The organism is Pseudomonas sp. AS2.8 (assembly GCF_014190935.1).
Lineage (GTDB): Bacteria > Pseudomonadota > Gammaproteobacteria > Pseudomonadales > Pseudomonadaceae > Chryseomonas.
In genome coordinates this window covers 416,480-429,435 of sequence record NZ_JACHVV010000004.1, presented here as the reverse complement: position 1 = coordinate 429,435, position 12,956 = coordinate 416,480, and the positions used below count along the sequence as shown (strand labels likewise).

Sequence of the window (12,956 nt, the reverse complement as noted above, 5' to 3'; positions counted from 1 at the left end):
CGTCACGCCTCCACGGCGAGGGCCTGGTTCAGCGCCAGGCCCGCCAGGCGCGCGCTGGCCAGCAGGCGTTCCAGACTCTGGCCGTGTCGCGCGCTGGCGGAGAGGCCGGCCATGGTGGTGATGACGAAGTCGGCCAGTTCCTGCGCACGCTGCGGCTGGCAGGCGGCGATATGGGTGCGGATGAGCGTCTGGGCCGCCTGGTGGTGCCGGTCGGCCGCCGCGCGGGCCTGGGGATCGTCGGAATGGGTGCCCTCCAGCACCAGGCAGCCGGCCGCACAGGGGTCGACCGCATAGCTGCGCGCCGCCTCTTCCAGCACTCGGGTGAGCGCTACCGCCAGGGACTGCTCGCCGTCCAGGATCTCGTGCAGCAGCAGTGTGCCCGTCGAGATATAGCGCTCGAGCACCCGCTGGTACAGCTCGAGCTTGCTGCCGAAGGCCGCATAGAAGCTCGGCGGCCTGATCCCGAGCGCCTGGGTCAGATCGGCGACGCTCACCCCGTCATAGCCTTTTTCATGGAACAGGCGCTGGGCCTGGACGAGGGCCTCGTCCGGATCGAAGCGGCGCGGCCGCCCACGGGGTGCGGGTTTATTTGTAGCGTTCATTACAAAAATACTTTGACAGCGGACGGGAGAGGCTTATTGTAGCACTCACTACATTAATCAGGAGGCAGACCCATGAGCGATTTCACAGGCAAGAAGGTGTTGGTGCTGGGTGGCAGTCGCGGCATAGGCGCCGCCATCGTGCGGCGCTTCGCCGCCGCCGGCGCCCAGGTGACCTTTACCTATGCCAGTTCCAGGGATGCCGCCCAGGCCCTGGCGGCGGAAACCGGTAGCACCGCCGAGCTGACCGACAGCGCCGACCGCGACGCGGTGATCGCCCGGGTGCGCGCCTCTGGTCCGCTGGACGTGCTGGTGGTCAATTCCGGCGTGGCGCTGTTCGGCGATGCCCTGGAACAGGATCCGGACGCCGTCGATCGTCTGTTCAGCATCAATGTGCAGGCGCCCTATCACGCGGCCGTGGAAGCCGCGCGGCAGATGCCGCCGGGCGGGCGGATCATAGTCATCGGCTCGGTGAATGGCGATCGCATGCCGGTGCCCGGCCTGGCCGCCTATGCCGTGAGCAAGTCGGCCCTGCAGGGGCTCGCCCGCGGTCTGGCACGGGACTTCGGTCCGCGCGGCATCACCGTCAACGTGGTGCAGCCGGGCCCCATCGATACCGAGATGAATCCGGCGGATGGCCCCATGAAGGAGCTGATGCACAGCTTCCTGGCGATCAAGCGCCACGGCAGCGCCGACGAGGTGGCCGGCATGGTCGCCTGGTTGGCCGGCCCCGAGGCCGGCTTCGTCACCGGCGCCATGCACACCATCGACGGCGCCTTCGGCGCCTGATCGAGCGCGTACCCCTAGCGCCCAGGGCCCAGGCGATAGGGGTGACGGCCGGCCAGCCTAGTGCGCCGGCCCCAATACCTCTTCGGCGATATCCAGCAACGCCCGCAGCCTATCCATGTGGCGCAGGTCCTGGTGATAGCCCACCCAGATATCCCTTGATGGAGGACTGCCAAAGCTCTCGATGAGCTGCAGTCCTGCCGTCGCATCGCCGAGCGGGCGGGGCAGGACGGCAACTCCCAGTCCACGCCGGCACATCTGTGCCTGAACGGTTCGACTGGTACTGGTGAAGGCGCGTTGCGACCCCGGCAGTCGATCGAGCAACCAGGCGACATCGGGAAAGTGCGATTGGGCGCTGTTCATGAGGATCAGCCCGACCGCAGCCGTATCCTCTTGCATGGTCAGCACCGTCTCGGCGGAGCCATAGAGGCCGTAGGGCATCCTCAGGAAACGGCGCTGCACGATATCCGGTTCGCTGAAGGGCACCAGGCGAAAGGCCACGTCCGCATCGCGTCGGGAGAGATCCAGCAGTCGATAGCTGGCAATGACCTCGGGTACCACGGCAGGATGCCGCCGGGTGAGGTCGGCCAGGACCGGCGCCAGAACATAGCCGGCAAACCAATCCGCCGAAGAGATTCGCAGGATTCCCTCCAGGCGCTGGTGGTTACCTGCCAGACGCCGCTCCATGGCCAGGGCCGAGGCTTCCATGGACTCGGCCAGGGCGAATACGGCATCTCCCGAATTCGTGAGGATCAGGCCCTCGCGGGTGCGTCGTAGCAGCGCCTGTCCGGCTTCATCCTCGAGCGTTTTGATTCGTCGACCTACCGTTGGGTGACTGACTCCCAAGGCTCGCGCGGCCGAGCCATAGGACCCGCCCCGGGCGACTGCCAGAAAGATCCGTACATCGCTCCATTCCATGACGAACCTGCGTTCAAAAATGAACATTGAATATGCAGGAAAGGCAGTCCCCAAACAATATCGTAGGGGCGACCATGGTGACTCACATCGACGTAGATCCGTTGGATTCAGCCAGGGATGTTCGAACTGGTTCCGTGCAGGTGAGCAGATATGAGCAGGTTGCGAGATAGGGTTGCGATTGTGACGGGCGCCTCCAAAGGCATCGGTGCGGGCATTGCCCGGCAACTGGCGGCAGACGGCGCCAGGGTCGTCATCGGCTATGCGTCCAGCCAGGACGGGGCGGACGCCGTCCTCGCCGACATCGAGACCGCAGGGGGTACGGCTATCGCGCTACGCGCCGACGTTCGCCAGCGGGCCGATATGGAGGCCTTGGTAACGGCGGCCCTCGAACACTTCGGTCGCCTGGATATCCTGGTGAACAATGCCGGTGTCTATCAATTCGCCAGGATCGAAGACACCACCGTAGATCTGTATCGGCTGCAATTCGACATCAATGTACTCGGCCCCTTGCAGCTCATAGGCGCCGCCAGTCCCCATCTGGGCGCCGGCAGCAGCATCATCAACGTCAGCTCGAATGTCACCAGCGTCCTGCCGGCGGAAAGCGCCATCTACAGCGGCACCAAGGGCGCGCTCGATGTGATCACGGGTGTGCTCGCCCGCGAGCTGGGCCCTCGTGGTATCCGCGTGAATGCCGTCAATCCTGGCCTCATCGAAACCGAGGGCACCCAGGCCGCCGGCGCCCTGGGTGCGGAATTCCAGGCCTGGAACGAGGCCCGCACCCCACTCGGCCGTATCGGCCAGGTACGGGATATCGCCCCCATCGTCGCCTTTCTGGCGTCCGACGATGCCAGCTGGGTGACCGGCGAATGCCTCTTCGGCTCCGGCGGGATGCGCTAGACCAGGCGGTTGCCTTGGCCGCGCGCTGTTCGCTACGGCCGCTTGCTGACCGCCCGCCGGCACGCTGCTACCTCGCTTTTCGAGAAATCGCTGCATCCAGCTGCCGCGTGCCGGCAAGGCTTGCACGGGGCAGGATGCAGCCCGATTAAAGGTAAGGTCCATGAACTCATCCCTTCCCATGGCCCAGCCCGATAGCCGTCGCTGGTTCGCGCTGGGCGTGCTGCTGATCGGTACGCTACTGCCACCGCTCGACTTCTTCATCGTCAATGTGGCGCTGCCGGTGATCCGTCGCGACTTCGAGACCTCCTCGGATCTGGCCCAGCTGGTGGTATCCGTCTATGCGACGGCGTATGCGGTCACCCTGATCCTGGGCGGCCGCCTGGGTGACATGTTCGGCCGCAAGCGTGTCTATCTGGGCGGTATGCTGGGCTTCGGTATCGCCTCTGCGCTATGCGGGGTCGCGCCAACGCCCGCGATACTGATTGCCGGGCGGCTGCTGCAGGGCGTAGCGGCTGCCATCATGGCGCCACAGTCCATGGCCCTGATCCATGCGACCTTCCCCGCGGAAGAGAAGAACCGGGCGCTCGGCCTGTACGGCGCGACCTTCGGACTTGCCGCTGTGCTGGGTCAGGTCTTGAGTGGGGTGCTGATCGAGGCCAATCCTTTCGGCTTGGGCTGGCGCAGCATCTTCCTCATCAATCTTCCCGTCATTCTCTGTGCCCTGCCGGCCGCGCTGGTCGTGCTGCGCGAGAGCCGGGCCACGCAACCGGGCCGGCTGGATGTCATGGGCGCCGGTCTGCTCGCGGCTGGGCTGTTGGCGCTGGTCGTACCCCTGGTCGAGGGACCACGACTGCATTGGCCCTGGTGGTCACTCCCCCTGCTCATCGTCAGTGGCGGGTTGCTGATCACCTTCTGGCGCTACGAGCAACGCAAGGAGGCGGCCGGCGAGACGCCCCTGGTGCTGCCTTCCCTGCTCACTGCTTCCCGGTTGAGACGCAGCCTCCTGGCGACCTTTCTGTTCTATGCCCTGGCACCTTTCTTTCTCATCTTCGCCGTCTACCAGCAGGCCGGCCTGGGGCACGGAGCCCTGGCTGCGGGCTGGGCGATCCTCCCCCTTGGGGTCGGCTTCCTCCTTGGGCCCCTGTGCAGTCCGCACCTTGCCCAACGGTTGGGTGCACGCACCGCCGCCTTTGGCATGGCTTTGGAGGTCATGGGCCTGATGTTGGCGGCCGCGCTGGCCGGCTTGCCCACCTGGCTGCCGGTGCCGCTGCTGTTGATCGGCCTGGGGCAGGGCATAGCGCTTCCGGCCCTGGTGAGAGTGAACGCGGATCAGGTGGCGCCGAGCCTGGCCGGACTCGCCGCCGGCTTGATGAATGCCACCCTGCAGATCAGCGCCGCCCTGGCGGTAGCGCTCATCGGTGGCCTGTTTTTCGCCCTCGCCCCCGATGGCGCTGGCGGAAGAGAGGTGCAGGTCGCCTTTTCCGTTGCCGCCTTGACGATGGGCGCTGCCCTGGCGCTGGCAGCCGTTTTGAGTTGGCCAGGCACCCCGGCGACGGCCTCGCCAAGGGCTTGCGACGCAGAGTGAACAGCGCTTCTCACAGCGCGAGGAGAACAGCATGAGAAAGACCTGGCTTATTACCGGTTGCTCGAGCGGTCTTGGCGGCCATATCGCCGCAACGGCCGCTGCGCGTGGCGACAGAGTCGTGGCAACGGCTCGCGATCCCGCCTTGTTGCAACCCTTGGCTCGGCAATTCCCCGAGAACCTGAGGACCGTGCGGTTGGACGTCACCGATCCCGCCTCGGCGGCTGCCGCGATTGCCTATGCCGAGCGGGAATTCGGTGGTCTCGATGTCTTGGTGAACAACGCCGGGATAGGCTTCATCGGTGCCGTGGAGGAGGCCAAGCCCAGCGAATACCGGCCGGTGTTCGACGTGAATGTATTCGGCCTGATCGAAACGACCCGCCTGGCGTTGCCTGTCCTGCGTCGGCGGGGCGGCGGCCGTATCGTCAACCTGTCATCCGGGGCAGGGCTCTCGGGAGGACCGGGTTCCGGCTACTACAGCGCGAGCAAGTTCGCGGTCGAGGGATTTTCCGAGTCGCTGGCCAAGGAGGTGGAACCCTTCGGAATCCGCGTGACCATCGTCGAGCCCGGGCCGTTTCGCACCGATTTTCTCGGGCGCTCCATCGCCATGGCGAACCAGGTGATCCCGGCCTACGCCGACACGGCGGGGCGGCGGCGTGCCTACCGGGACAGCAATGACGGCAAACAGGCGGGAGATCCGCGAAAGGCTGCCGCGGTGATAGTGCAGGCCGTCATGGCGACCGAGCCACCCTTGCATTTGCCGCTTGGACCGGTCGCCTACGACATCGCGGAACGCAAGTCGCAGGCGCTGCGCGCTGACATGGAGGCCTGGCGTGACATCGCCCTGCATACCGACTTCGACTGATCGATCCAGGCGGGGCTGCGGCGCCCGTGGCCCCTAACGTTCCACCCACCTCGCGGATCATCTCGATCCCTGTGCCCAACCCGCTCGAGTGGCACGCTCATCGCCATGGGGTGCCTGGGCCTTTTCGCCTGGTGAGTGGATTCCTTTCCCGGCAAGCGTCCTTGCCGTTCCGTAAATGAACACCGCTGGAGTGCTCCATGAGTCATACCTTCCCGGATTCGACTGCCAGCCACTGGCTGCAACGCTACTATTTCATCAGGACTGCGGTTTCGCTGCTGTGGATCGCGCTGGCGCTCGCCATCGGTCATGAGCAGGGTTGGGCGGGGCCGCTATTGCTCGTTCTCTACCCGGCGTGGGATGCCCTGGCGAACGTTCTGGATGCCCGCCAGAGCGGCGGGCTGCGGCACAACGCTGCGCAGCGACTCAACGCCGTCGTCAGTCTGGGCGTCGCGGTAGCGATAGGGCTGGCACTGGGGTCCGGCCTAGGCGCCGCGATCGGGGTGTTCGGGGTCTGGGCCATGGCCGCTGGGCTTTTCCAACTGGTCGTGGCGATACGGCGCTGGCGGACGTCCGCTGGTCAGTGGGCGATGATCCTGAGTGGCGCTCAATCCGCCCTGGCGGGTGGATTCTTCGTGAAGCAGGCGACCGAAGGTGTCCCGCTGGATGTTTCCAGCGTGACGCCTTATGTGGCTTTCGGTGCCTGCTACTTCGGGGTCTCGGCGGCCTGGCTCGCGGTAGCGAGATCGCGGCGGAGCGCGGCCGCTAGGCGAGCCTGATGTGGAGCCGACGCCCTCGTGGGCGCCGGCCCCGGCGGTGTCGAAGGACTCAGCCGTAGCGCTTGAACGCCTCGATGGCCAGGCCGTTACCGATGTTGCCGAAGCGGTCGCCGTCCACCAGACGGGCGCCGGGGAAGCGCCTGGCCAGGGCCTGGCGCAGCGCAGGGATGCCGCTGGAGCCACCGGTGAAGAACAGGCTGTCGACCCGCGCCGGATCCAGGTCGGCGCGGGCCAGCAGCTCGTCCACGCCGCGGCTCAGGCGCTCCAGTTGCAGGGCGATGGCGGCGTCGAACAGCGGCCGTTCCAGGTCCGCGGCCAGGCCGGTCTCGATGCGATCCAGGCGCAGGGTGCGGCGCCAGTCGTCTGTCAGGGCGATCTTGGCGTCTTCCACCTGGATCGCCAGCCAGTGGCCGGCGCGCTGTTCGATGAGCTTGAACAGCCGGTCCATGCAGCGGGTGTCCTGGGCGTCGTATCTCATGTCGCGCAGGCCCAGCACGCTCTTCTTGGCGTAGACGGCATTGATGGTGTGCCAGGTCGCCAGGTTGATGTAGTGGCTGGTGGGCATGGTGGCGCCGCTCTTCATGGCGCTGCCGTAGCCTAGCAACGGCATCACCCCTTCCAGGCTCAGCTGGCGGTCGAAGTCGGTACCGCCGACGTGCACGCCGCCGGTGGCGAGGATGTCGCCGGCGCGGTCGGCCAGGGCACGGCGCTCCGGTGCCAGGCGCACCAGGGAGAAGTCCGAGGTACCGCCGCCGATGTCGACGATCAGCACCAGTTCCTCGCGCTCGATGCTGCGCTCGTAGTCGAAGGCGGCGGCGAGGGGTTCGAACTGGAAGGAGATGTCGCTGAAGCCTACCTGCCGCGCCACTGCGGCCAGGGTGTTTTCGGCCTTCTGGTCGGCGACCGGGTCGTCATCGACGAAATGCACCGGACGGCCCAGCACCACGGCGTCGAAGGCGCGATCGGCCTGCGCCTCGGCGCGCTGCTTGAGGGTGCCGAGAAACAGGCCGAGCACCTCGGTGAAGGGCAGGGCGCTGCCGAGGATGCTGGTCTCGCCCTTGAGCAGGTTGGAGCCGAGCAGACTCTTGAGCGAGCGCAGCAGGCGTCCCTCGTAGCCTTCCAGGTATTCGTGCAGCGCCTGGCGGCCATAGGCCGGGCGGCGCTCCTCGGCGTTGAAGAAGATCACCGAGGGCAGGGTGGCCTTGCCCTCTTCGAGGGGCAGCAGGACCTCGCCCGAGGGCCTGAACCAGCCGGCGGTGGAGTTGGAGGTACCGAAGTCGAGGCCCAGGGCGCGGGCGGGTAGAGCAGCAGACATGTCAGGATCCGTAACGCGAGCAGCCGCGCAGTTTAGCCGAGACGCGCCTGCAGGCGAACCCTGGCTGGATGCCAGCAGGGTTCACCCGCCTTTCTTCGGGACTGAAGCGGTGGCGGGCGAGCGCTGGCGTCAGCCCCGGCGCGAGCGGTCGCGCGGCTCGTCCAGGGTGCAGACGTCATCCTGGCACCGCCGACTGCCCTCGGGATGGGGCAGCCAGGTCAGACCCGGGCGCAGCTTGAGGAACAGGCGATAGCCCAGTTCCAGCAGGGGCCGCAACGGGCGCCAGGCCAGCGGCCGCGCCCAGTGACCGAGGCCGGCGGTGCGCCAGCTCCAGTAGGTGGCATCGAGGCCCTTGAACCAGCGGCCGTCGGCGTCCCGGGCGTGCAGCAGGTCGAGCATGGCCTGGCGCGGCGGGGCATCGGCCGGCGCCTGGCTCGGGTAGTCCGGCGCGGCCAGGTCCACCAGCTGCAGATGGCTGGGGTCGGCGTGGCGCCGTAGCCAGGCGATCTCGCGGGCGCACAGCGGACAGGCGCCGTCGTGAAAGAGGGTCAGGGGCAGGCGGGGTGCGTGCATCGTGAACTTCCCAAGGGTCTTGCCTATCTGGACCGGCAGGCAGGGCTGCCGTTGCGCTTTCCGCCGAACGGTAAGCGCAACGGCGCCTCGTGGCGAGTCGGAATCAGAGACGCCGGATGACGGCACTGTACGCAATCAATCAGCGAGGTCGGTATGGATCTGGGAATCAAGGGGCGCGTCGCCCTTATCACGGGTGCCAGCGGTGGCATGGGTCTGGCCACGGCGAAGCTGCTGGCCGAGGAGGGCGTCAGGCTGGTGCTCTCCGACCTGGAGCAGGGCAAGCTGGAAGAGGCGGCCAAGGGCCTGCCGAGCGATACGCTGCTGATCGCTGCCGACATGACCGACCAGGCCGCGGTGGACCAACTGGTGGAGCAGGGTGAATCCCGCTTCGGCCAGATCGACATCGTGGTGCACACCGCTGGCGTCACCGGCGCCAAGGGCGATCCCCTGGAACTGGCCGATGCCGACTACGAGGAAGCCTGGGCCACCGACTTCTTTTCCGCCGTGCGCGTCGGCCGCGCCGCCATCCCGCGCATGCGCAAGCGCGGCTGGGGTCGCTTCGTCTGCATCACCTCGGAAAACGCCGTCCAGCCCTATTGGGAAGAGGCCGTCTACAACGTGGCCAAGGCCGCCCTGGCCGCCTTCATCAAGAACCTGTCGTACAAGGAAGCGGCCCACGGCGTGCTGTGCAACACCGTGTCGCCGGCCTTCATCGAGACCGGCATGACCGACGGTATGATGGAAAAGCGCGCCAAGGAAAAGGGCGTCTCCTTCGAAGAAGCCATCGAAAGCTTCCTCGACGAAGAGCGGCCCGGCATCGTGCAGAAGCGCCGCGGCAAGGTGGAAGAGGTGGCCGCGGCCATCGCCCTGCTGGTGTCCGAGCGCGCCTCCTTCATCAACGGCAGCAACCTGCGCGTGGATGGCGGCTCGGTCCAGGCGGTGCAGAACTAAGGCTGGCGGGGCGGCTCCTCGGCCGTCCCGTTTTCCTGCTGGCGGCGCACGGCTTCTTCCAGGGGAATGAATTCCACCTGGCGGTCCTTGACCACCGGCGGCAGGGTGATGCCCATGGAGACATAGATGCTGGTGAACATGTCGATGCCCATGTCCGCCGGCTTCACCCAGTCCACCGGCACATAGAGCAGCCCGCCACCCACGGGTACCGGCGCCGAAGGCACCAGCACGGCGTGATAGTGGCGACCCTCGATGTCGATCACCGCCGGATTGGGCAGCAGTGCCAGCACTGCCACGCCCTGACCCCCGAAGAAGCACCACACCGGACTCATGGCGCGGATGTCCGCTCCGCCCTCCTTGCGATCGAGCAATTCGACGAAGCGCTCGGCCAGGCCATAGAGCTTGCCCACCACCGGAATGCGGCGAAAGGTCATGTCGGCGAACCAGCCCAGCGGCCGGCGCAGGCCCAGCTTGACCGCCAGCCCCAGCGGATAGAGCAGCACCAGGAGCAGCAGGGTGCCGAGGCCATAGGCCGCCATGGAATTGCCGACGAAGGGATGACCGACCGCCACGAACAACCGGCCCAGAGTGGTGTTGGGTCCGATCAGGCCATTGAGGAAACTGACGATCCAGCCGATCAGCGCCAGGGTCAGCACCAGCGGCAGGAGCAGCAGCAGGCCGGCCAGCCAGGTGGAGACGATGCTTTCGATACCGCGGCGAACGAAGGGCATGCAAGGACTCGACGGCTAAAGTGCCAGTCTACGCGAGCCGTGCGATCAGCGCCCGTCACACCCTCGCCGAGGGGCACTCGGCGAGGGGTTTGTCGGTCTCGTAGACAATCCCTTCGCGTTCTGGAGTCCTGCCATGCCCCTCAAGCTTCGCCCGCTACTCCTCGCGGCGCTACCCTTCGCCCTGTGCGCCGGCTGGGCGCTGTCCACTCCGGTACAGGCCGCCACCCAGGTGGTGCAGGTCCGCGATCTGCCCATAGGCGCAGGGCGTCCCAAGGTCATCGTCTCCACCTCCGGCAAGACCGCCGAGCAGGTGCTGGAGCAGGGCCATGCCGCCGCCGGGTCCACGGCGGTCGACATCCTGGAATTGCGCCTCGACCTCCTGACTTTCGCCACGGACGCCGACCAGGTTGCTGCCCTAGGGCGGCAACTGGTGCAGGCACTGGGCGGCAAGCCGCTGCTGCTGACCTTCAGGTCCAAGCGCGAAGGCGGCGCCGGCGAGCTGGATGACGCGGCCTACGCGGCGCTCTACGGCAAGCTGCTGCAGGCAGGCTTCGCCGACCTGATCGATGTGGAGATGCGGCGCGACGAGCGCAGCATCAAGGCGCTGGTGGTGGAAGCGCACAAGACCGGAGCCAAGGTGATCCTCTCCAGCCATGATTTCCAGGGCACTCCGAGCAATGCCGACATGCTGAAGCGGCTGCAGCGCCAACAAGCCCTGGGCGCCGACATCCTCAAGCTGGCAGTGATGCCCCATGACGGCGGCGACGTCGCCCGCCTGCTGCAGGTGACCTGGAACATGCACGAGCGCAGCCCCCGGCCGCTGCTCATCATGGCCATGGGCGGTACCGGTACCGTCTCCCGCCTGGCGGGCGAAACCTTCGGCAGCGCCCTCACCTTTGGCAGCCAGGGACAGGCGTCGGCCCCTGGCCAGATCGAGGCCGACGTCCTGCACCAGACGCTCGAGGCGCTGCACCAGGCGCGCCAGTCCTCTTCATAGCCAGCGATGATAGAAGGCGGCTTCCTGTTCCAGGGCGTCCGCCTGGTTGGCCGCCTGGCGAAAGCCGTGGCCCTCGTCGGGATAGCGCCTGACCACCACCGGTATGCCGCGTGCCTCCAGGGCCGCGGCCATGGCATCGGTCTGGGCGGGAACCACCACAGCGTCCTTGAGGCCCTGCAGGAAGATCACCGGCGCCTGGATGCCCTCGGCATGCAGCAGCGGCGTCCGCGCCTCGTAGCGCGCGCGATCGGCTTCGGGATCGCCGATCAGCCAGTCCAGGTAGTCGGCCTCGAACTTGTGGGTGACCTTGGCCAGCGCCAGGGGATCGCTGACGCCATAGAGGCTGGCACCGGCGCGAAAGACGTCGCGGAAGGCCAGGGCGCAGAGCACCGTGTAGCCGCCGGCGCTGCCGCCACGGATAAAGGCCCGTGTCGGGTCCACCAGGCCCTGGGTGCCCAGGTGGTCGACCACCGCGCAGGCGTCCTCGACGTCCACCTCGCCCCAGCGCAGGTGCAGCGCCTGGCGGTAGGCCCGGCCGTGGCCGCTGCTGCCGCGATAGTTGAGATCGGCCACGGCGAAGCCCTGGCGCACCCAGAACTGGATGCGCGCATCGAACACCGGATAGGTGCAGGAAGTAGGGCCGCCGTGGATGCTGACCAGCAGCGGCGGCGGGCCCTCGCCGTGCCGTTCCGGCAGATAGAGAAAGCCCTGGGCCTGGCCGTCGCCACTGGGATAGCTCAGCGGCCGGGGTGCGACGATGGCGCTATCGCCCAGGGGCGCGACGCCGCCGGTGACGATCTCCACCGCGCCGCTCTGACGGTCGATGGCCAGCACCGCCGAAGGACGCGTGGGCGCCGCGGCGATGCAGTAGCAATGGCTGTCGTCCAGGGCCAGCCCGCGGAAACGGCTGAAGTCCGCGGCCAGGCGCCGGGTCTCGCCCGCGGCCCGGCGCTCGCCGAGCACGCCGAAGCCGCCTTCCTGCCAGGTCGCCAGCCAACCTTCCGCCGTCGGCAACCAGCTGGCACCGCCCAGTTGCCAGGGCGCCGCGGCGTGATCCGCCGCAGGTGCCTCCTGGGGCGCGAAGCCTTCCACGGTTTCGCACCAGGGCTGCCACCAGCCCTGGCGATCGCTCAGCGCCCAGAGCCGCTGCTCGCTATCGAACAGCGGTTGTTGCAATGATTCGTCAGGATCGGCCGACACGACGGTGGGTGCACCGGGGCGTCCTGCGGTATCCAGCGTCGCCGTCAGCAGCCGGGTACGGGTCCAGGGCTGGTGGGGCCGGTCCCACTCGATCCAGGCCAGGCGGCGGCCGTCGGCGCTGGTGCGCGGTGCGGCATAGAAATCCGCACCCTCGGCCAGCACCTGGCGTGCGCCACCGGCACTCAGGGCGACCAGGCGATGGCGCGGCGGCTGCTCGCGGCGATCCTCCTCGATGGCCAGCACCTGCTGCCGGACACCATCCCAGTGCAGATCGCCGTAGCGCCAGGCCTCGCCTCCGGCCAGCCATTCGGGCGCGCCGCCATCCCGCGGCTGGCGATAGACCGCCTGGTCGGCTTCGTTGACGAACAGCGGTCCCTGGTCGCCCAGGCAGAGGGCGCCGCCGCCGTATTCGTAGACCTTGCTGCGCAGGCTGAACCCCGCCGGCGTGAGACAACGCGGCGCGGCGCCGGCCTCGCGGACCCAGAGGCGGGTGGCGCCATCGGTGGGATCGTATTGGCTCCAGTAGAGGCCGCTGGCATCGACCTTGAGCTCGGCGAAGTCGATACCGGCGGCAACGGCCTGGGCCGGCGTGAGCGGGGTAGGGGCGGTCATGGCGACTCCAGAGATAGGCACAGCCGTTTAGCCTAGCAGCTGGGTGGGGAGGGTTGGGTGAGGGATGCCACGCTGTTGGGCTTCGCTGCGCTCAACCTAACCTGCGAGGCTGCGTCGCCTTTCCCCCTCTCCCTTTGGAAGAGGGTTGGGGTGA

General features: G+C 67.5%; 13 protein-coding genes. 7 read left to right on the top strand and 6 right to left on the bottom strand.

Translation table 11 applies throughout. The features are described from left to right. Window positions 1–2: 2 nt before the first annotated feature. Window positions 3–602 (bottom strand): TetR/AcrR family transcriptional regulator, encoded by a 600-nt coding sequence (locus FHR73_RS18650; RefSeq protein ID WP_183633232.1) that lies wholly within the window; start codon window positions 600–602, stop codon window positions 3–5. Window positions 603–674: 72 nt separating this feature from the next. Between FHR73_RS18650 and bdcA the strand changes: the two genes are divergently transcribed. Next, entirely contained in the window at window positions 675–1,388 is a 714-nt protein-coding gene (gene bdcA / locus FHR73_RS18645) for an SDR family oxidoreductase (protein WP_183633231.1), read from the top strand. 57 nt (window positions 1,389–1,445) lie between these two features. Here bdcA and FHR73_RS18640 read toward each other — a convergent pair whose 3' ends face one another. Continuing rightward, complete coding sequence (locus FHR73_RS18640) at window positions 1,446–2,330, bottom strand: LysR family transcriptional regulator (protein ID WP_260175746.1); 885 nt, start codon at window positions 2,328–2,330, stop codon at window positions 1,446–1,448. Between the two features lie 123 nt (window positions 2,331–2,453). Here FHR73_RS18640 and FHR73_RS18635 point away from each other — a divergent pair, with 123 nt between their 5' ends. The 4 genes from FHR73_RS18635 to FHR73_RS18620 all read left to right on the top strand — a co-directional run bounded on the left by FHR73_RS18635 (window position 2,454) and on the right by FHR73_RS18620 (window position 6,423). After that, a complete protein-coding gene (locus FHR73_RS18635; RefSeq protein WP_183633229.1) occupies window positions 2,454–3,200 on the top strand; it encodes an SDR family NAD(P)-dependent oxidoreductase in 747 nt (248 codons plus the stop codon). A 160-nt stretch (window positions 3,201–3,360) separates the two neighbouring features. Beyond that, on the top strand, window positions 3,361–4,785 hold the full coding sequence (locus FHR73_RS18630; RefSeq protein ID WP_260175745.1) for an MFS transporter: 1,425 nt from the start codon (window positions 3,361–3,363) through the stop codon (window positions 4,783–4,785). Between the two features lie 31 nt (window positions 4,786–4,816). Next, entirely contained in the window at window positions 4,817–5,647 is an 831-nt protein-coding gene (locus FHR73_RS18625; RefSeq protein ID WP_183633227.1) for an oxidoreductase, read from the top strand. A 197-nt stretch (window positions 5,648–5,844) separates the two neighbouring features. Then, window positions 5,845–6,423 (top strand): DUF308 domain-containing protein, encoded by a 579-nt coding sequence (locus tag FHR73_RS18620; protein ID WP_183633225.1) that lies wholly within the window; start codon window positions 5,845–5,847, stop codon window positions 6,421–6,423. A 49-nt stretch (window positions 6,424–6,472) separates the two neighbouring features. Here the strand turns inward: FHR73_RS18620 and FHR73_RS18615 are convergent, their stop codons facing one another. Both FHR73_RS18615 and FHR73_RS18610 read right to left on the bottom strand, forming a co-directional pair. After that, on the bottom strand, window positions 6,473–7,738 hold the full coding sequence (locus tag FHR73_RS18615) for an Hsp70 family protein (protein ID WP_183633223.1): 1,266 nt from the start codon (window positions 7,736–7,738) through the stop codon (window positions 6,473–6,475). 129 nt (window positions 7,739–7,867) lie between these two features. Beyond that, the gene (locus FHR73_RS18610; protein WP_183633221.1) at window positions 7,868–8,311 is read right to left on the bottom strand and encodes a thiol-disulfide oxidoreductase DCC family protein; all 444 of its coding nucleotides are present in this window, start codon (window positions 8,309–8,311) and stop codon (window positions 7,868–7,870) included. A gap of 153 nt (window positions 8,312–8,464) precedes the next feature. Between FHR73_RS18610 and FHR73_RS18605 the strand changes: the two genes are divergently transcribed. Then, window positions 8,465–9,262 (top strand): SDR family NAD(P)-dependent oxidoreductase, encoded by a 798-nt coding sequence (locus FHR73_RS18605; protein WP_183633219.1) that lies wholly within the window; start codon window positions 8,465–8,467, stop codon window positions 9,260–9,262. On the opposite strand, the gene FHR73_RS18600 is transcribed toward FHR73_RS18605, so the two are convergent. Beyond that, window positions 9,259–9,993, bottom strand: coding sequence for a DUF502 domain-containing protein (locus tag FHR73_RS18600; protein ID WP_183633217.1), 735 nt, complete (start codon window positions 9,991–9,993; stop codon window positions 9,259–9,261). The two genes, FHR73_RS18605 and FHR73_RS18600, sit on opposite strands and share 4 nt — an antisense overlap. 133 nt (window positions 9,994–10,126) lie before the next feature. Here FHR73_RS18600 and aroD point away from each other — a divergent pair, with 133 nt between their 5' ends. Then, on the top strand, window positions 10,127–10,990 hold the full coding sequence (aroD, locus tag FHR73_RS18595) for a type I 3-dehydroquinate dehydratase (RefSeq protein ID WP_183633216.1): 864 nt from the start codon (window positions 10,127–10,129) through the stop codon (window positions 10,988–10,990). On the opposite strand, the gene FHR73_RS18590 is transcribed toward aroD, so the two are convergent. After that, window positions 10,985–12,802, bottom strand: a complete 1,818-nt coding sequence (locus tag FHR73_RS18590; protein ID WP_183633215.1) for a S9 family peptidase — start codon at window positions 12,800–12,802, stop codon at window positions 10,985–10,987. The two genes, aroD and FHR73_RS18590, sit on opposite strands and share 6 nt — an antisense overlap. Between the last annotated feature and the right edge of the window lie 154 nt (window positions 12,803–12,956).

Bases quoted from the DNA above. Each gene is read 5' to 3' on its own strand.
- FHR73_RS18650 (WP_183633232.1), bottom strand. From the start codon at position 602: ATGAACGCTACAAATAAACCCGCACCCCGTGGGCGGCCGCGCCGCTTC.
- bdcA (WP_183633231.1), top strand. From the start codon at position 675: ATGAGCGATTTCACAGGCAAGAAGGTGTTGGTGCTGGGTGGCAGTCGC.
- FHR73_RS18640 (WP_260175746.1), bottom strand. From the start codon at position 2,330: ATGTTCATTTTTGAACGCAGGTTCGTCATGGAATGGAGCGATGTACGG.
- FHR73_RS18635 (WP_183633229.1), top strand. From the start codon at position 2,454: ATGAGCAGGTTGCGAGATAGGGTTGCGATTGTGACGGGCGCCTCCAAA.
- FHR73_RS18630 (WP_260175745.1), top strand. From the start codon at position 3,361: ATGAACTCATCCCTTCCCATGGCCCAGCCCGATAGCCGTCGCTGGTTC.
- FHR73_RS18625 (WP_183633227.1), top strand. From the start codon at position 4,817: ATGAGAAAGACCTGGCTTATTACCGGTTGCTCGAGCGGTCTTGGCGGC.
- FHR73_RS18620 (WP_183633225.1), top strand. From the start codon at position 5,845: ATGAGTCATACCTTCCCGGATTCGACTGCCAGCCACTGGCTGCAACGC.
- FHR73_RS18615 (WP_183633223.1), bottom strand. From the start codon at position 7,738: ATGTCTGCTGCTCTACCCGCCCGCGCCCTGGGCCTCGACTTCGGTACC.
- FHR73_RS18610 (WP_183633221.1), bottom strand. From the start codon at position 8,311: ATGCACGCACCCCGCCTGCCCCTGACCCTCTTTCACGACGGCGCCTGT.
- FHR73_RS18605 (WP_183633219.1), top strand. From the start codon at position 8,465: ATGGATCTGGGAATCAAGGGGCGCGTCGCCCTTATCACGGGTGCCAGC.
- FHR73_RS18600 (WP_183633217.1), bottom strand. From the start codon at position 9,993: ATGCCCTTCGTTCGCCGCGGTATCGAAAGCATCGTCTCCACCTGGCTG.
- aroD (WP_183633216.1), top strand. From the start codon at position 10,127: ATGCCCCTCAAGCTTCGCCCGCTACTCCTCGCGGCGCTACCCTTCGCC.
- FHR73_RS18590 (WP_183633215.1), bottom strand. From the start codon at position 12,802: ATGACCGCCCCTACCCCGCTCACGCCGGCCCAGGCCGTTGCCGCCGGT.